This window comes from Paenibacillus sp. VTT E-133280, from assembly GCF_002264385.1.
Taxonomy (GTDB): domain Bacteria; phylum Bacillota; class Bacilli; order Paenibacillales; family Paenibacillaceae; genus Paenibacillus_AQ; species Paenibacillus_AQ nitricinens.
Genome location: NZ_NFUX01000045.1, coordinates 1 through 19,223, shown reverse-complemented (window position 1 = coordinate 19,223; position 19,223 = coordinate 1). Strand labels below are relative to the sequence as shown.

Sequence of the window (19,223 nt, the reverse complement as noted above, 5' to 3'; positions counted from 1 at the left end):
TATGGAATCAATTTGTCTTGGTGCTGTTTCGTCCTGTTTGAGAAATGGCGTTTTATCATGTAGAAAGAGGGGGAAGCTGTGTCATCCTTTAATATTAAACGTTGGATCATTAAACCTTTTGTGTTTTTCACAATACTTTTTATCCTAAAAGCATTTCTGGCTTGGGGCGTCATTTTTGATGATGTGCTGCCTTGGAAATCATTATTGACAGAAATCCCTTTTGCCTGGGCGCTCTTCTGTATTATTGAGCGGTTCGCCTCCAAACGAAAGCTTGGATATTACATGACAGTCAACTTATTAGTGACAGCCATCTTTTTCGCAGCCATTATGTATTTTAAATATTATGGTGTCATTGTAACTTACCATGCCGCTGAGCAGGTGAATCAAGTCACAGCCGTCAGCAACAGCGTATTCTCACTCATGGACCCTTACTACCTGCTAATCTTTACAGATATCATTGTCCTAGGAGGCTATTTCTTCTTTAATAAGAAAGGCCGGATCTATAAAAAGGAAAATATCAACCGTCGTAACGGAAAAATAAAGTATAGCGTAATATTCGCAGTCTCACTTGGCTTATGCTTGTTCAATATTTTGCCTAATAAGGCCAGTATGAACGAAATTAAAAAAGCTCAGGAGATGGGTATTCTTAATTATGAAGCCTATACGATCTTTGCTAAAGAAGAACCAGAACTTGTGCAATCAAGTGACATTACACAAGATGCCATCAACAAAGTGAAGGGAATTAATACTGCAGTTAGTTCTCCACTTCATGGCACGGCTAAAGGCAAAAATCTTATTATCATTCAATTGGAATCCTTCCAGAGCTTTTTGATGGGTCTTCAGCTAGACGGGCAAGAGATTACACCGAACCTGAACAAGGTAATGAAGGATAGTCTCTACTTCCCTAATTTCTATCAAATGGTCGGTCAAGGGAATACGTCGGATGCAGAGTTCGTAGTGAACACTTCAGCCTACATCCCTCCACGCGGAGCAGCAACCATGTCCTATGTGGATAAGGTGCTTCCAAGTCTGCCACGCTTGCTAAAAGACAATGGTTATCAGACCGCAACCTTCCACACCAATGTCGTAGAGTTTTGGAACCGCGGTGAGCTGTACGAATCGCTGGGCTTTGATCATTATTATGATCGTAAATTTTTTGGGGAAGATGATGTCTTCTTCTTCGGTGCTTCTGATGATACGCTTTATAGTAAAACAGCCGACAAGCTGAAAGAAATGAGCAACGAGGGTCAACCTTTCTACGCTCAGGTCATTTCGATGTCAGCGCATCATCCATTCACAATCCCTGAGGAAAAATACCGTATGAAGCTTCCAGAGCGTTACGAAGGTACTTTTGTGGGTGACTATATCCGTTCCCAGAACTATGCGGATGATGCCTTCGGACATTTCGTAGAAGAGCTTAAAGCGAATGGCGTATGGGATAACAGCGTAATCATGATTTATGGAGACCATATGGGACTGCCTATTTATTCTCTCGATCATGATGATAAGCAATTAATGACTGAAATTTATGGTCATGAATATTCCTATGCGGATATGTTAAACATTCCTCTGCTCATCCATACAGGAGACAGCACAGCACCACAGACCTTAGAGCAAGTCGGTGGCGAAGTGGATATTATGCCAACTGCTGCTGGTCTTCTTGGAATTTCATTAGAGAATAACCTGGTTTTCGGTCAAGATCTACTCAGTCAGACTTATAATTTGCTGCCAGAGCGATATTATTTACCTTCCGGTTCTTTCATTTCCAGTTCAGGACTGCTTATTCCGGGTAACAGCTTTGAAGACAACACTCAATATTCAATCGATAAGAATGGAAAAGCACCGTCTGCCACTGAGGATGAATACAACCGAGCATTGAGACTTTTACAGCTCTCCCATAGCTATATTACGCAACTGCCAGACAAACCAATTGAACCATAAGCCATTCATAAAATAAGATTTCAAAAAAGGCCACCTTCCGGAGAAGGTGGCCTTTTTCTGTATCAATATACTAAACCTGGAGATTTACCGTTCCTGATCCTCGATCATACGGTAGTACTCTGCAAAATTTTGCAGCTCTTCCGGTTTCAGTATAGATAAATGTTCAGCAAGCAGCTGTTTTGAACGGAAATGTCCTTCTTCAAGTGTCCGCTGGCCTAGCTCGGTGATGGTTACGACAACCGCTCTCCGATCTTTTCCATCCGTCTCACGCTTAATGAAACCCAGCACTTCCAGACGATCCAACATCACTGTAATGGCACTCGATTTGACCTCCATAGACTCCGCCAGTTGTATAACCCGCGACTGCTTCTCTTTCGCTACTATATTTAACAGACCCATCTGAGGTACGGTAAGTCCGAGTTCTTTGTGCAATGACATTTGTGACATGATCTTACGTTGTACTCTCCACATAGATAATCCAAGACGCTCTATTAACGGATCTAATTGATGCGGCATCCTTGTTTCAACTCCCAATCCGTTTTTAATAACTCAAGCGTACCACTAGAACTGGTTAGGATTCAATGCTTTTGTCTACTAAACATTTCATAATCACGTTTATTTCCATAAATATTCCACCAATTTACAATTTCCGACACAAAAATACTATATTCTATGTAAGGTTCTAGGCTTAACGATACGCTATAATCGTAGCAGTGAGATCGATTGTCACCGAAAACATAATTTGTCAAGGTTGGTGCAAAAAATGAAATTGGCAACTAAATTAACTTGGATGATGTTTATCGTGTTACTTCTTGTTGGATCATCCATCGGGTTCTTCGGATACCGTACTGCTTACAAGCAAGTAGACGAAGCAGCAGGTATTGAATTGGTAGGCTGCGCCAATATTACAACCGGACTGATTGACCCCTCAGACATTACCGCCTTAATTGCAGGAGATCAAAGCAAACTGGAGGCTGTCGAGGACCGGATCGGTTGGATTGTGGCACATAAGGCTATTTTTAAAGAGGCGTTCATTTTATCGCTAGACGGTAAGATACTCGCCGCTGATTCAAGTTTCAAAGCAAGAGGTTATAAAGCAGGCGACACTTTTTATTTCTCAGATGAAGAGAAGCAAATGATCACTAAATCTAAGCATTCCGCTTACTCCAAGGTTTATACATACGAAGGTACCTCACTTAAGACGGGTTACGGCCCCATCTATCAGGATCATGATCCGTCCAAGCCTATAGTTGCGCTAATGGCTATTAACTTTGATGGCCCTTTAATTCAAGAACGGACCCGGGACATCATTGTTCAGCCTTTTATTATCGGGACTTCCATTCTAGTTATTGCTATTGTGGCAGCATACCTCTTAATCCGCCGAATGGTAAGTCCACTAACGAAGCTATCCCGAGGCGTAAATCTTGTTGCACAGGGTGATCTTACTCATGATCCTATATCATTCAACAGCAAGGATGAGATTGGTACACTAGCTCGAAATTTCAACGGCATGACACAGAGCTTGCGCATGCTCATTACCGAGGTCAATGAAACCTCCATGCAGGTAGCATCTTCATCTGAAGAGCTCTCTGCCAGTGCGCAAGAAACTAATCGTGCTGGTGAGTACAGTGTGAACGTTTCGATTGAGCTTGCTGATGGAGCTAATACACAATTGCAAAATTTGGAGGGTGGTTATAAGTCTGTACAAGATTTGTCACACTTCATTTCAGAGATTGCAGGAAATGCAGATAACGCAATGAATAATGCTACCAGTAACGCTGAAAAGGCTCGTACAGGTCGAGAAGCAATGGATTCTACTACGCAGCAGATGAGCGTCGTCAGTGACAGCATCACTGATTTAGCTGTCATTATTGAAACCTTGGGCGGCTACTCCAAGGAAATCGAGAATATCGTGGGCACGATTGCAAGTATCGCAGGAGAAACCAATCTGCTGTCGCTGAATGCAGCCATTGAAGCTGCAAGAGCCGGAGAAGAGGGAAGAGGCTTTGCGGTAGTTGCACAATCCGTACGCAAGCTTGCCGAACGTTCCGCCCAATCCGCTGCCCAAATCGGTCAACTCGTAAACATCATTGTAAATCAGATGGACCATGCAGGAGAAACCATGAAGCGCTCTACAGAAGAGATGGAGCAAGGCCGGGAATTAATCGTAACGGCAGGTCAATCCTTCTCCGAGATTGAAATGTCTGTCTCTGGGATGGCTTCACAAAGTCAGCAGATTTCCGGTACAGTCCGCGAACTAGCCTTCATCTCCGATGGTCTCGTTACTACTCTACAGAATATTGTAGACGTCGCTAATCAGACAGCAAGTGGTGCGGAAACATTATCCGCCTCCTCACAAGAGCAGCTTGCAGCCATGGAAGAAGTGGAGTCAGCTGCAGGTTTCCTGTCCTCGCTAGCTGAGAAGCTACAGATTCTAATTGAACGCTTCAGAGTATAATCCTTCTCATCCATGTAAGTTCTTAAACTTAAAGGGGCTAGCGACCAAGCAGAGAAATTCTGCTTGGTCGCTAGCCCCTCTTCTATGTATTGAGATCACGACGCTGCCGTATGCGCTAAAAACCACTCACCCAGCTCATGTACAGGCATCGGCCGACCGTAATAATAACCCTGCATGACTCTACAGCCCAGTGATTTCAGCAATTCAATCTGCTCTGGTGTCTCCACACCTTCCGCCACGACTTCCATATTAAGATGAGTCGCAATCGCAATAATATTGCTGATAATAGCTTTCTTGGAGTGCATCTTGCTGTTACGAATAAATACTTGGTCAATCTTGAGTGTGTTCACTGGGATCTCATCCAAATTACCAAGGGAGGAAAAGCCTGTCCCAAAGTCATCCAGCGATACTCTTACCCCAAGCATTCGAAGTCTAGACAGCTGTGCAACCGTCTCTTTCATGTTATGCATCGCAATGGACTCTGTAATCTCCAGTTCGAGAAAGTGTGGCTCTAATTCTGAACATGTGAGTGCTTCCGCTACAACATCGTATAGACTTCCATCCTCAAACATCCGTGCGGACATATTAATAGAGACCGGTACGTTAGCTATCTCTTCCTTATGCCAGAACCTGTTCTGGCTACACACATCATGTAACATCCAATAGGTAATCGGAACGATCAGTCCGGTCTCCTCTGCAATAGGAATGAACTCTCCTGGTGAAATAATCCCATGTTCTGGGTGTCTCCAGCGCAGTAACGCTTCAAGCCCCACCGTAACATTCATATAAGAGTCCCATTTCGGCTGATACACAACCATAAACTCAGAACGAGCCAATGCTTTTCGAAGATCCTTCTCTAGCGACATCCGCCGCAACTGATTGCGATTTACTTCTTGGTCGAACACACTCCATTTATTCTTACCTGAATCCTTAGAAGTATAAAGAGCCGTATCCGCAGCCTTCATTAGCGCTGAGCGGTCAGTCCCATGCAAAGGAGTCATACTAATTCCAACGCTTGCAGTAACATATAGCTCGTTGCCCTGAATACGATAGAATTTCTTAAGTTCATGCATAATATGCGCCGCCTCTTCCTGCGCACCCTCCAGCGTGCAATCTGGCAGAGCAATCAGGAATTCGTCACCGCCTAAACGGAAGGTCTTCCCTTTATCTCCTACAGAACGGATTAATCTAACAGCAACCTCCTGTAGTAACATATCACCTATATCATGTCCCAGCGTATCATTAATTGACTTAAAGCGATCTAAATCCACAATAAAAACAGCACCAGATCCACTTTCAAAAAATTCATCTTTAAAATAGCGTTCTAGTCCATGTCGATTCGGCAGCTCTGTTAGTGGATCATGATATGCCATTCGTTCAAGCACATGGCGATCCAGAAATACGGCGCCAGCAGAAACTGCGAGCATAAGTAACGCTGCCAGCGAAAATGCCATTAACAGTATAACATCCGTCTCCACAAAAAAAGGTTTGCTTCCAGGCAAGTTGTTATATTCAAAATGACTAGCCTTTACACTTGTGTAATGCAATCCGGTAACTGAAAATCCAATAAACAACGCCGAGTATAGCTTCCATCGCTGAAACCCCGCGCATTCTTTAAACTTGTGAAACATCAATAATCCGATATAAGACGAAACCAAAACCAGAATTACAGCAGCGGCTTGAATCCATATATCATAATGAATCCTCGTCACAATCTTTATAGAAGACATTCCGATATAGTGCATAGCCGAAAAGCCGCTTCCCAAGAGAATACCACCTACTACTAAATTCCATATCCTTAATTGAGGAACAGATGTGATCCGGAATGCCAAATAGCAGAATAACACACCCACCAATAGTGATATTATAGATCTGCCTGGATAATAATTGACCTCCGCTGGAAAGCGATTCGCCATTATCCCAACATAATGTATTGCCCAAATACCGCAGCCTAACACACATGCTCCCGAGATCAACCACAGACGTCGGATTTTGCCAGTAGAACGCGAAACTTGCGAAATCAGATTCAGTGCAGAATAAGTAACTGTCGCCGCTAGCACAAATGATAGTAAAACAATCCATACATTATAGTGGATTCCCATTTTATCCATTAATTAACCTCTTCACCGGTTTTGAATCCCGTAATCACTCAGCGTATTTCTCAAGTAAAAAATCAGTACACGAATATCAGATATGGAAGAGTGCGTAAAGATTATAGGTTATCCATAAAAAGAAACTTTAGATGTATTCTACTCTGTATTCAGAAGATTGTCTAAGTAAATACTGGAATTTATACCCTTTTTTTATTTCGCGAAAAATGTCCATATTTGACACATTACTCAACCCGGAAAACTTGAATTATGACCTGTTAATGATATATTTTTTGGAAAGGTAATTCGCCAAATCCATAGATTCAAAACTACCAGTACCAACAGGTAGATATAAATTCCACCCATAAACAAAGTAAAGACATAATGAATACCTGCCATCCCCATCAGCAAAAATAATAACCCAAAGGAATTTGCAGTGTAATCCTTCTGTTTAGCTGCCTCATAACGTTCTGAGAAAGGTAGTACCGGAGGATAAGAACGGAAACAAATGACTCCATAGATCAGCATTGCAAACAGCACAACTACCAAGTCTGGTATAATTCGCAGCCCAAACAACCAAAGATACACTATCGCTTCTATAGCGAATAAAGGTAATAGCAGGCGAGCTATCGCTGCCTTAAGCATTCCACGATAGATGGGTGCGGTGTTCGGCAGAGGAATCAGCTTATAAATCCAAGAGCCTTTATAACCCGCAGAGTACCTTAGCATTAGAACAACCGTCTGAAGTAACGTCGCACCGAAATAAATCATCAGGAAAGTGTTTGAATCCTTGATAGACGATGCATTCCCATCCCAAAAGATCCCAAATATAAAAATGAACGGGAAGACAATGGAATAACCGATTGCCGGATATACCTTTAACTTGAAGTCACGCTCATTCTTCATCATTGACCAGCTAAAACGAAAGAACATTCCCTCTAACGGGTTCTTACAAGTTATTTTCGACAACCAGTCCACCATTCGGGCGTTACTGTTGCCAACATTCCCTTGCTCTGAAAGCTTCTGTAAGCTGTTTTCGAATAGAGGCATCAGTTTAACATACGCCACAATCAGCAGAACCGGAATTACTAAAGCTAGTACTGAAAGCACGACGAAGTGTGTATCTCTGGCCCCGCCAATCAACATCTCAAAGGGAGCCGCAAACCAAATCGGAGAAATCAGATACTGCCACCATGCCGGCTTAAAAGAGAGGCTCAATTCAGCAATATCGAACAATCTAACTACGAGCTGATACCCTACTGTAATCCCTATAGTCAAAATGATCTGTACATAATTAATAATATCCTTGAGCTTCTCCCCGTCGAAAAACTTCATGATCAGTAAATAAAGCAACGCCGTAATAACGAGGATAAAGCAGTCCATCAGAATGATCTCAAAAGCATATATTAGAAAAAATAGTACTCCCTGTTTAAACAGGCACAAAATCAGCGAAGGTCCGGTCAATGTCAGCGTCACTGAAAATAAATAAATGAGAATGTGGATGCTCTTCGCCATGTTCAAGGTACGGCGGTTCACTGGCTTTGAAGCAAGTATGTTTTTGTCCCGAAGATCAAGCATCACGGAAGAGAAATCAGAGATCAGCGTGGTCGTAATCATAAACATCACTACGCCAAATACAAGGCTCATTTGTAGCATATAATTGCCCGTTAACATCATAAGAGGAACTAACATGACGCCAAAAAGTAAATAAATCCATTGCACACGCAGCGGCGAGCCCTCTTTCTTCTCCTCCTTTTTCTGCATTCCAGCCAGCACTGTCGGTGTTCTTCTTCCGTCCATCGTCAGTTTGACCTGCAGAATACTCCGCATCACATCATAATCAACTCCGATTCGGCTAAACCCACCTCGCAGCTTATCCAGAAGCTTCAGCACATAGAAATCAGTCATGAGAAGATACCTCTTGCATGACCGCAACAAATTCCCCAGCAATATCACGGTATTTATCAAATCCAGTTAACTGATTAAAAATATCCTCAAGCGACCCTTCGCGGCCCTTCTCTCTTAACTCAGCAAAGCTCCCATCCGCCACGATATCTCCACCATCGATCAAAACAATCCGGCTACTGATCTTCTCAACCACATCCATGATGTGTGAAGAATAGAAAATGGTCTTGCCCCTTGCCGCCAAAGATGCAAAAATCTCCTTTACTACCATTACGCTATTGGCATCCAGACCGCTTAACGGTTCATCTAGGAACAGAATATCGGGATCATGAAGCATGCTGGAGATCAGCAGTACCTTTTGTTTCATCCCTTTGGAGAAGGTTGCGATCCGCGAATCATAAGCCTTCTCAAGACCTAGTAAGGCCATTAATTTTCCAGCTTTGTAGTCCACATCACTACGCTTCATGCCATACAACTCACCTACAAAGGTTAGATACTCTCTAGCGGTGAGACTATCATATAATTCGGCCACCTCCGGCACGTATCCTATTCTTTTCTTGTAAGAAACATCTCCATCAGCAATATCCCTACCGAAAATCTCTACTTTGCCGTTATAGCCTTCTACCAGACCGAGCATAATCTTAACAGTTGTGCTCTTTCCTGCCCCGTTAGGGCCGATATAGCCAATAATTTGTCCTCTGTATACCTTAAGGTCAATGCCCCTTAGCACCATTCGGTCCGTGTAGTTCATCCATAAACCAGAAATCGCAATGACTGGATCATCAGCAAGGCCCATATCCTAATCCCCTCTCTAGCGACTAATTGACGATGTTAAGAATTACTATTCCATGAAATTACAATAATTGTATCATTCAACTGAATCCCACTCCATAATTTAACTCACTAATCTTATATTTATGAATGTTAATGCCTTTTTCAGCACAAAAGGGAGAACCATTGGTTCCCCCTTAGAGTGAAGAGATCTATCCCTCGCAAATTATTCTGTTTGATCCACTTGATCATATGAAGCTCTGGTCTTTTAAACCCATACTTAATTTCGACTCGTCCACTGATTTAATGCTCTCATAGGCTCAAGTAACGATACCCCTAGGGGTGTTAGGGAATACTCTACGACGGGTGGAACGGAAGGTGTAATCTCGTGCTCTATCAATCCATCTTGTTCCAGTTACCGCAAAGTTTGAGTTAGCATTTTTTAGAGATGCCTTCGATTCGTCTTCTGATATCACTGTAACAAATGATTCCATCTTCCATGTACACTTCTGAAAAATCTGCATTAAGTTTTAACAGTAGAACCCCCCTGCTTTTTTTTGCAGGGGGGTTCTACTGTTACATTCAGCTACCGCTCAATCATTTCGATAATAGATTATAAATGACCTGTGCCGCTTGCGCTCTTGTAGTAACTTCTTTAGGACTCAGCTTGCTATTCGCTCCGGTTACTACACCTCTTTCCACCAGAGCCTGAAGGGCTTCCTGTGCATAGCCAGCAATATCCCCTACATCACCAAAATCAGAAAGAGTTACAGCCTTCTTCTCGGATGGCAGTTCACCTAGCGCTACAAGTGAGCGATACAGAAGTGTAAATAGCTCCTGTCTAGTGATCTGAACCTCTGGCTGGAATTGATTATCTCCCGAACCTGCGGCTACCCCAAGGCGCTTAGCAGTCGCGAGATAGTTCGTGTAATACGTATTGCCCGCATCCGCAAAATTATCAGTTGCGGTAGCGTCGGGTATGATTCCATAAGCATTCAAGAGCAAGACTATGAATTGCCCTCTAGTTATTGCAGCATTCGGACTGTAATGCTCTGCATCCGTACCGGATGTGATACTGCGTGCCGCAAGATAACCTACTGCACTGCTATACCACGAAGTCTCTGAAACATCCGCAAAGCTCACCTTGTTATATCCAATAATATATTGGGAGAAATGTGTGGTAACAAAATCTACGGTTCCCTTGGCAGCGTTATAATTCCCGCGTACATTCTCCAGGCTTCCGTTGGCATTGATATGGTATACGATGACCGCATCTTTCTGCTCTCCTGCTTGCAGTGTATACGGCACACTGATATGGATAATGCCCCCACCAAAGGTGGAAATGATACTCTGACCTGCTTTTACCGACAAATCATAAACGGGTCTGTCCCCGAGAACAGCCTTACCTTCTGCCGTTAACGAAACCTTAGCAATGGTTATGACAATATCCCCTGCATCCGAGGCTGCGCTGATACTTGCCAAAGATTTGGCATCGAGCGTAATCGCACCTACATTCTCATAATAAACGGTAATCTCGGTCTTTGTGCCAGAGACCAACTCGTTAATTATGCCTCTCGGTAGCGTAAGCTCGGCTGTTCGGGTTTCAGAAGTAGCCGCAACTTTAATTTCCAGTACGGCTTTCTTCCCATCCGCTTCTGCCTTTTTAGCAAGATTCACAAGCTCGGTAGCCACTTCCTTCGTGATTGTTGCTGTGGTTACTCCTGTGGTTTTATCCGTTTTGGTTGCTGCTGTTGATGATAAATTCACAGTGTTACCAGTTGTTGTTATAGCAACCAGTTGAGGGCTTGCTATTGGTGTTGGTGTAGTCGTGATCGGTGTAGAATTCCCACCCGATCCACCTGTTCCAGGATCTGAAATAGGCACATAGGCCGGAACAACAATGTCAGTCGCTGGACTTGCCTTATAACCTTCTTTGGTTGCGTATCTCACTTGATACGTGCCCGGTATTAATCCTGTGATTTCTTTGTCTGGTGCATACACATAATTAGTTACACTAGACAGCTTATATTCTAAGGCTGTCGTGGTTCCTGTAATTTTCCCATCATTGTTCGCTGTAGAGGTAGGTGCTACCCCCTGTAAACCGGATGGCGCTGCTTGCTCTGCACTGAATGCTGGAACGATTACATCTGCTGCTCTACCCGCGTTAAATCCCTCTTTAGCTGCGTATCTTACCTGATAGATACCCGGCACCAATCCAACGATCTCTACATCTGATGCGTAGACATAATCGGTAACCGTAGACAGCTTATATTCCAGCGCTTTCGTAGTCCCTATAATTTTACCGTCGTCATTAGCTGCACTGGTTGGTGCCACACCTACTAATCCTGTAGGTGCCGCTTGCTCGCCATAGGCCGGAACTTCAACAGTAGCATCTTTACCTACACTGTATCCTTCTTTTGCCGCAAATCTCACATTATAAAAGCCCGGAGTAAGACCTGTGATAGCTACGCCTGTTACAGGCTTATAATCAGCTTCTCCAACACCTTTATACTCCTGCCCTTCAGCTGAGCCCGTAATTTGCCCATCATCGTTAGCTTCAGAAGTAGGAGCTACGCCGAATAGACCTGTTGGAGCTGCTTGTTGATGGATATAAGCAGGCACCTCCACACTTACGTCTTCTCCAGCATTTATAAGGAATGATCGTTGGTCCCGCTGCGTTCGTCGGGCCTTGAGATCCTGATGTAGCCGCATATCTTACTTTATAAACACCAGGCGCAAGCCCTGTAATCGCTGAGCCTGATACTTGCGTATATGCCGTATCTCCAGCCAGCTTATATTCCAAGCCTGAACTTGTGCCCAAGATTTGCCCATCCTTCTTGTCTGCTGCGGTTGATGCTACACCTGTAAGTCCAGCAGGCACAGCTTCCAGTTTAGAGAATAGCTTATCCAGAGCTGTTGTAGTGTTAGTGTATCTGGCTCCGACTGGGTAATTCGCCTGCACGTAATCCGGTTGGATGTTCGTCCAGCTGTACATAAGCTCAATATGCCCTAGAATAGGTGCATTTGTGCCGCCTGCATCTTTGTTATCCTTGTTGTACGTGAACAGATATGGAACCTGAAGTCTATCTCCAATCACGGTGTCTCCAAGCTCATTCACATAACTAATCACAGATGGCTTGGCTGCTGTATTGTTCTCGGTCTTGATATTGGTCAGATAAGTACGGACCAGATCGACATACAGCTTCGCATATGGATGATTCGTTGTTCTAATTTGAAGCTCATTGTTGTTATGCGGATTCGCATTGCCAGCGGTACCACTGTTATTACTAGGCTCAGCAACCGTCACACCCGAGTCCAGTTTAGTATCGAAGAGATAGATCTTAGCGATATTATGTTTTTTGGCATACTCGTTAATATATTTAATAACGGCTTGCGTATTGGGACACCATGAGCCCCCTAACAAGATCGCATAGTTGCCCTCATTCGCCAAAATTTGCTTCAGCTGATGATAGGTAACATGTTCATAAACGAGCGTACCATCCGATTCATTAAAAATCGTAGGTTTCCCTGGGTTTTCACCTTCATAGTTCTTGTTGAATGCTGCCTTGATATAAGCGGACTCATCGATCGTGCTGTACCCAGAAGCGGCACTAAGCACCTGTCTTACGGATGCTTTATAAGCATTAACCTTCGCCGCATCAAGTGTTCCGTTCGTCAGGAACTCATTCCACGAGTAGCTTTTATCCAGATAGGATACAACAGGAGCGATATTTCCTTGTGCATCCTTGTGATCCTTGTTGTATACCAAGAGAAATGGAGATTCGATCTTATTAGCCGTTACGACATCCCCGTTTTTATTGGTATAGCTAACATTGCGTTCTGGAACGTCCTTTGAGGATAGATTTAAATTCTTCAAATATTTATTTACTAAATCAACGTATTTGTAAGCAAATTTATTATTGCTGTCTGCAATCTGAAGGGTATCCCCATCCAGCTTAGTATCAAAGTTATAAATCGTAGAGATGCCATACTCCTTGGCTACCTCGTTGATAAAGCCGATGTCGGCCTGTGTATTCCCGCTCCAAGCACCGCCAACCAGAACAGCGTAAGTGCCTTCACTCTCAAAAAGATGAACGATATCCTCATAGGTTGCCGTTTTAAATACATGGTTAGGATCATTCAGACGGTCATAAACATGATTGAAATAATCATACTGGTTAACGCCAGCTTGGGAAGAGGTCAGCGCCTCTGCGTTATCCGGATTAGCATAAGCTCTTCCTGCCTGAGTAGGCAGAATTAGCAGGGAGGCTGCCAGCAGCAGCGTTAAAATTTTTTTAAAGGTTAATGGTCGTATCATTATGTGCACCTCGCCTTAAATCGATTTATGTGATATATGAGCTGAAAGGAATCCTGAATGAGCCTGCTGCTCATCAAGGACAAACCTCTTCCTCAACGGCTGGTGCTGGTGCCTGAACCGTTTCCGCTGGAGCTGCTGCTGGTGCGCTGACCGTGGATGACGATGAAGAAGAGGACGATGTCTTCGGTTGGGCAGGCTCAACTACTGGAGCAGCAGTCGCTTTAACGACCTCTGTAGTAGAGAAGGTAATCACCTTTTTGGTAGGTGTCTCCGTTGCTTCGGCTACAGGTGCCGCGGTTTCCTTAGGCTGTGCAGATACGACAGGAGCGGCGGTCGGTTGAGCGGCTTTAGCCGTTACATTTGCTTTGGGAGCTGCCGTAGGCGCAGCCGATGGAACCGGTGTAGCTGTTTGAGTTTGCGTTTTGACAGTCGCAGCTACCGTGGTTGTAGTTGTAGCTACCTTAGCGGTCTCCACGGCTGGAGCGACGGTCGCCTTAGGCTGAGTTTCACCCACCGCTGGAGCTGCAGAGGCAACAGTCTTCTCCCCAGAATCAACGGTTACGTCTGGAGCAGCAGTCGCTTTTGCGGAGACAGTCTCCACGGCTGGAGCTGAAGATTCCGGTTGAACCGTTTCTGTAACAGGAGCCGAAGTGGCTTCTGCCTGAACAACGACTACGGCTGCAGAAGTAGCTACAGATGCCGCTGCTGCAGAAACGGATACTGCTGTATTACTGCTTGCTTCAATGGATGCTGCCTCTGCTGTCTTTTTATTAGCGGATACTGCAGCATACGTCAGTGCGGAAAAGACGACAGTTGCAGCAACCAAAGATATCGTAAGTTTTTTCATAATGTGTACCATCCTTTTCAAATAAAATAAGATTCAACACGGTACGTATTACGTACCTGTTGAATCTCTGGCTGTCCAGTCGATCCATGCCACTTCACTACATTTTCGCATCTTACCTCCATTACCTCTCCCTTCTCTAAAATAAAAAAGAGACTCAACGAGACGCAGATTACGCGTCTTTCGTTGAATCTCCGGCTGTCCAGTCGATTCCAATTGGTCTAACAATTAAGTTCCATATTATTCATGCTACAGTCCCTTGTCAATCAATTTTTATTTATCCCATGGTTTTTATCGGGATTAATTATTTTTAACATATTATTACATTGACTTTACTATAAATTCTATATAGATTGATCTCAATAGGATTAATCACATTAAAAAACTAGGTTTAAGGGGGTATTGGTAGTGAACATAGATAACAACTTGTTATCCGCCATCGAAACGAACTGGTATGGATTTGTTGCTTCCATATTTGTTTTTGCAATTTTGTTTCTACTGGCACGTAAACGAATCGGGTTTGGTACTCGGGTACTTATCGGACTTGGCATCGGACTTATTGCCGGAATATTCTTTCAATACTTCGATTTAGAGACCAAAGCTATCAGTACATTCGGCAGCATTTATGTAAGCTTGATTCGCATGCTCGTCATTCCTTTAGTCTTCATACGTATTGAACAGTATTTCTTCCTTAACTAATCTGGAGTATCTACGTAAAATAGGGATCAAAACCTTCGCCTGGTTCCTCGGTACGACGGGTATTGCTTCTATTATCGGCCTATCCGTGGCATTGCTGTTCAATCCCGGCCAAGGCATTCAGCAGGATGTACCCGCAGATTTCGCTGCTCGGGAAATTCCGACCTTCTCACAGGTTATTCTAGATCTCGTTCCATCTAACCCTGTGAATGAAGCAGCTACGGGAAAAGTTGTGCCTCTGCTCATTTTCGCTATCTTCCTAGCAGTAGCTATCATCAAGATTGGTTCTAAGAAACCAGAAGCCGTGAAACCTGTACGTGATCTTATTGAGTCATTGACACTGATACTGCATCAGGTCGTGAAATTCATTATTCGCCTGACACCTTACGGCGTATTCGCACTGATTGCCGGAATTACCGCTCGGTATGGCTGGGAAACGCTGCAGGAGCTGGGAAGTGTTATTATCACCTCATATGTAGCAATGATTATACATTTTGTGCTTATCTTTGGCGGGTTGGTTCTATTGGTAGCGAAAGTGAACCCAATTCGTTTCTTCCGCAAAATATATCCAACCATTACTGTTGCCTTCACAACCAGAAGCAGCTACGCAACACTTCCTGTCAATCTTGAAGTCATTACGAAGCGTCTGCATGTCTCCCCACGGATCGCGAGCTTTATCGCCCCATTAGGAGCATCGGTCAACTTTAATGCTTGCGGCGGGATTTGGCCGGCAATTGTGGCTGTGTTTACCGCCCAAGTATTCGGTATTGATCTGAACTGGACGGACTACATTACGCTGGTCTTAGTAAGTATTATCTCTTCTATTGGTGTAGCTGGCGTACCTGGACCAGCCGTAATCTCCACTACGGTAGTATTAACCGCTCTTGGTCTGCCGCTTGAAGGAATCGCTATCGTTGCAGGTGTAGAAGCGCTCATCGATATGGGTCGTACCGCTGTAAATGCAACGGGAACAGCTGTAACCGCGTTGTTGGTCGCAAATTCAGAAGGTGAATTTGACCGCGAAGCCTTTAATAGCAATGACGATGAAGATGATATTCTAGTGGGTACAGTTTAAACGCTGAACACACAAGCAAAACGCCTTTCTTATATTTTAAAAACCTCCGGCATCTGCTTATAGCAGAAAGCCGGAGGTTTTTTTGTAGATTCATATAAGATTCAGTTATTACTGCATGCTAATTCTTTGGCGTTGTTTAGCTGAAGCAAGACAGGTTTCAACCAGCCGCATACTTAGCACTGGATCCTCCGGTGCAATGAGTCTCTTTCCTGTGAACACAGCAGCTGCAAAATCATCCACCTGCCGAATGTACGGATTAGCCCCTGTGGCATCAACCCGTCTCATCTCATCGCCAGTGTACACAAAGAATTCCGCATCCTCGTCTCTAGCGTTGAAAGGCATAGGCACCTCAATTCGTCCCTCAGTCCCAAGAATCTCCAAGAGCTGGCGGTTATATGCCCACATACCGCAATCAAAGATCAAGCTTAAACCATTTGGAAACTCTACCAGCCCTGAAGCCATCATATCTACATTATCATGCTCAGGGGAGAACTTCGCATGCACGGTCACAGCTTCCGGCTCCGTCCCAAACAAAAGTCGTGCTGCACTTAATGGATAACAGCCCACATCATAAAGCGAGCCGCCGCCCCAAGCCGATTTAAAACGAATATTTGAAGTGTCTGTAGCATCATTGTAAGTAAATGTACCTCGAATCGAGCGTAATTCTCCGATTTCACCGCTAGCGATAATGTCCTGGAGTTCAGCAATCCGTGGATGATGCCGATACATGTATGCCTCTGCTAAGTGGACGCCTGCATCGTTGCATGCTTTCACCATCTCTGCAGCCTCTGCACTGTTCAGCGCGATCGGTTTCTCACACAACACATGCTTACCCGCTTCTGCCGCACGGATCACCCATTCTCGATGAAGATGATTCGGGAGCGGAACATACACCGCATCGATTTCTTTATCTGCAATTAACTCTTCATAACTGCCATATGCTTTCTCTATTCCGAACTCTGCGGCTACAGCGCTGCTTTTTTCCAAGCCACGACTCGCTATCGCCTTAATCATTCCCGAATCTGAATTCATGATAGCTGGCATCACTGAACCTGTCGCAATCTGCGCACAGCCTATGATCCCCCAGCGAAGTTTTTGCACCATAACGGCACACCTCTTCCCTTGGTCTAGTTACTATACTTTAAGACACCTTATCATAAAATGAAACGCAGCACTAATCAAAGAGAACAGTCAGAACGCAAAAAAAGCAGCACCCAAAGGAGCCTCGACTCCGATAGACACTGCTTTTTAATTCGATGGAGAAGCTACATGATCATATTTAACAGGACAGCCGCACCAAGCACAACCATACGTGCCGTGCTCATCAACACAAAATTTTTGACAGCAAGAATAAAGGTACTCGCCTTCTCCTGCTTCTGTGTGAACAAATAGATATTTCGGTGCAATGGGATCAGTGTAAGTAGAATCGCCAAGACAAGAATAGGGTTAACCCCCAAGATCAGCAACACTACAAGATCCAGATAAGAGACATAGTAAAGATATTTAAACAGCAAGAGCGCATTGCGGCGGCCAATATAGACAGGAAGCGTGTACCTGCGGTTCTCCATATCTTCATCAATATCACAGATATTATTAGCGAGCATAATCCCTGCAATCCCTAAAATGGCGGGAACAGAGAACCAGAACAGGTATAGCACTTCCACAATGTTAATATTCAGGCTGACCCAGCCGTTCTGAAGCAGCAGCGACACCACATGCTCGTCGGTATGGATATAAGCAGAGATAAAAATAATAACAAAACCCATAAACAAACCTGAGAACAGTTCACCTAACGGCATCCGCGAGATCGGAATCGGTCCGAACGAATAAAGGATACCTATTAAGAACGACAGTCCACCCAGCAAAAAGACCAGCAAACCTGTCTGAGTAACAAGGGCGATCCCTCCCCCTGCAGCCAACACTAGCAAAATAACAATGGTCGCCACGACGGTGCTCTCTTTTAGCTTAAAATGTACAATTGCATTATGCGTTTCATAGCCATAGCCGTGGGTTTTGGAAGCTTTTTTAAAATCGTAATAGTTGTTAATCGCTGTCGTTGCCATATCAAAACTTAGTAAGGAAACGAACATCAAACCAAAACGCAACACATAAAAATCCTCAAACCGGTACAGGGCATACAGCGTCCCCATTAGGAAGGGGATCATACTGGCTACTTTTGTCGGCAACTCCACAAATCTTAGAAAGCTTTTAATATTCACACCATACACCCTTATTTATCAATTGAGCCTGCAAGGTATTACTGTTCAGTCGTTGTAATCTTTACTGGGGACCATTCAGCAATAACCGTTTGTCCATGCACAGACACGCTACCTTCAGGACTCAGATCCTTCTCTGTCATAATTCCGAGCGCCACTGTAAAGTTGTTGAATTTGAGCGGAATATTTTTCTCGCGGCGTACCTCTTTGCCATTCAAATAGAATACAGCCTCATCCTTGCCACGGTGGTACGTAATGCGGTAGGTATTAAATTCACGTGGCTGGAAATCCGTATCTTCTTTAAAGATGCAGAAATATTTCGTTCCTTTGCTCTCTGGTACTTGTACGCCCGGGAACGGCAGAATACCATATACACTAGCATATTTATCATTTCCCGCAAAAAAGTCTAACGCCGCACCTGTCGTAAAATCAAGCAAGTTCAGCGATACATAACCGTCGTACAAGTCTCCAGGTGCTGTTCCTTGTGTGCGGCAACGAATTTGCAGCTCGAAGCTAATCTCTCCAGCCTCAGGAATTTCCACTGGCTCCGCGGAGTAATACATATGCTTAGCATTATCTAGAATTTGCACTTGATGATTCTCACGAGATAATTTGGCACGTACATACAAGGTATCATTACGAACAATAACTACCGCTTCCGGTTCACGATAAGCCCAGAACGATCCATCAGGCAGTGTAAATCCACCTGTTTTCCAAACCTTTCCTTCTTCTAAAATAGAGTGGAAGTCTCCAAGCACCATTTGGTTACTTTTAGCGTTTGGTTCTTCCTTCATCAATTCCTTGTCCTTCTTTTCCATGAAAGCTCACTCCTTCTGTATGTTAATTATTAGTACAAGCAAAAACGCCTTCAGCGTCCCTAATGGACGGTAAGCGTTTATGCGAGAAATA

At 44.0% G+C, this 19,223-nt stretch carries 13 protein-coding genes and 1 pseudogene; 3 read left to right on the top strand and 11 right to left on the bottom strand.

The window, feature by feature from the left end:
• Positions 1-78: 78 nt before the first annotated feature.
• Positions 79-1,941, top strand: coding sequence for an LTA synthase family protein (locus CA600_RS19020; RefSeq protein ID WP_094872060.1), 1,863 nt, complete (start codon positions 79-81; stop codon positions 1,939-1,941).
• An 84-nt stretch (positions 1,942-2,025) separates the two neighbouring features.
• Here CA600_RS19020 and CA600_RS19015 read toward each other — a convergent pair whose 3' ends face one another.
• Complete coding sequence (locus CA600_RS19015; RefSeq protein WP_094872058.1) at positions 2,026-2,457, bottom strand: MarR family winged helix-turn-helix transcriptional regulator; 432 nt, start codon at positions 2,455-2,457, stop codon at positions 2,026-2,028.
• Positions 2,458-2,704: 247 nt separating this feature from the next.
• Between CA600_RS19015 and CA600_RS19010 the strand changes: the two genes are divergently transcribed.
• Positions 2,705-4,399, top strand: coding sequence for a methyl-accepting chemotaxis protein (locus tag CA600_RS19010; protein WP_094872057.1), 1,695 nt, complete (start codon positions 2,705-2,707; stop codon positions 4,397-4,399).
• 95 nt (positions 4,400-4,494) lie between these two features.
• Here CA600_RS19010 and CA600_RS19005 read toward each other — a convergent pair whose 3' ends face one another.
• The 7 genes from CA600_RS19005 to CA600_RS18980 form a co-directional block, all read right to left on the bottom strand.
• The gene (locus tag CA600_RS19005) at positions 4,495-6,510 is read right to left on the bottom strand and encodes a bifunctional diguanylate cyclase/phosphodiesterase (protein WP_094872055.1); all 2,016 of its coding nucleotides are present in this window, start codon (positions 6,508-6,510) and stop codon (positions 4,495-4,497) included.
• A gap of 228 nt (positions 6,511-6,738) precedes the next feature.
• A complete protein-coding gene (locus tag CA600_RS19000) occupies positions 6,739-8,397 on the bottom strand; it encodes a hypothetical protein (RefSeq protein WP_094872054.1) in 1,659 nt (552 codons plus the stop codon).
• On the bottom strand, positions 8,390-9,190 hold the full coding sequence (locus CA600_RS18995; protein WP_094872052.1) for an ABC transporter ATP-binding protein: 801 nt from the start codon (positions 9,188-9,190) through the stop codon (positions 8,390-8,392). The genes CA600_RS19000 and CA600_RS18995 overlap by 8 nt, the downstream gene beginning before the upstream one ends.
• 255 nt (positions 9,191-9,445) lie before the next feature.
• Complete coding sequence (locus CA600_RS31875; protein ID WP_256989908.1) at positions 9,446-9,565, bottom strand: winged helix-turn-helix transcriptional regulator; 120 nt, start codon at positions 9,563-9,565, stop codon at positions 9,446-9,448.
• 197 nt (positions 9,566-9,762) lie between these two features.
• On the bottom strand, positions 9,763-11,793 hold the full coding sequence (locus CA600_RS18985) for an S-layer homology domain-containing protein (RefSeq protein WP_179281663.1): 2,031 nt from the start codon (positions 11,791-11,793) through the stop codon (positions 9,763-9,765).
• Positions 11,723-13,483, bottom strand: a complete 1,761-nt coding sequence (locus CA600_RS31300; protein WP_179281662.1) for a hypothetical protein — start codon at positions 13,481-13,483, stop codon at positions 11,723-11,725. Before CA600_RS31300 ends, CA600_RS18985 begins: the two co-directional genes overlap by 71 nt.
• Positions 13,484-13,556: 73 nt before the next feature.
• Entirely contained in the window at positions 13,557-14,330 is a 774-nt protein-coding gene (locus CA600_RS18980) for a hypothetical protein (protein WP_094872049.1), read from the bottom strand.
• Between the two features lie 411 nt (positions 14,331-14,741).
• On the opposite strand from CA600_RS18980, the pseudogene CA600_RS18975 reads away from it, so the two are divergent.
• Positions 14,742-16,098 (top strand): annotated as a pseudogene (locus CA600_RS18975) (dicarboxylate/amino acid:cation symporter).
• Between the two features lie 108 nt (positions 16,099-16,206).
• Here CA600_RS18975 and CA600_RS18970 read toward each other — a convergent pair.
• From CA600_RS18970 to CA600_RS18960, 3 genes are all read right to left on the bottom strand, one after another.
• Positions 16,207-17,202 carry a Gfo/Idh/MocA family protein gene (locus CA600_RS18970; protein WP_094872047.1) on the bottom strand — a complete coding sequence of 332 codons (996 nt, stop codon included), beginning with the start codon at positions 17,200-17,202 and terminating at the stop codon, positions 16,207-16,209.
• 161 nt (positions 17,203-17,363) lie between these two features.
• The gene (locus CA600_RS18965; protein WP_094872046.1) at positions 17,364-18,317 is read right to left on the bottom strand and encodes a 1,4-dihydroxy-2-naphthoate polyprenyltransferase; all 954 of its coding nucleotides are present in this window, start codon (positions 18,315-18,317) and stop codon (positions 17,364-17,366) included.
• 38 nt (positions 18,318-18,355) lie between these two features.
• Entirely contained in the window at positions 18,356-19,132 is a 777-nt protein-coding gene (locus CA600_RS18960) for a DUF6081 family protein (RefSeq protein ID WP_256989907.1), read from the bottom strand.
• Positions 19,133-19,223: the final 91 nt, after the last annotated feature.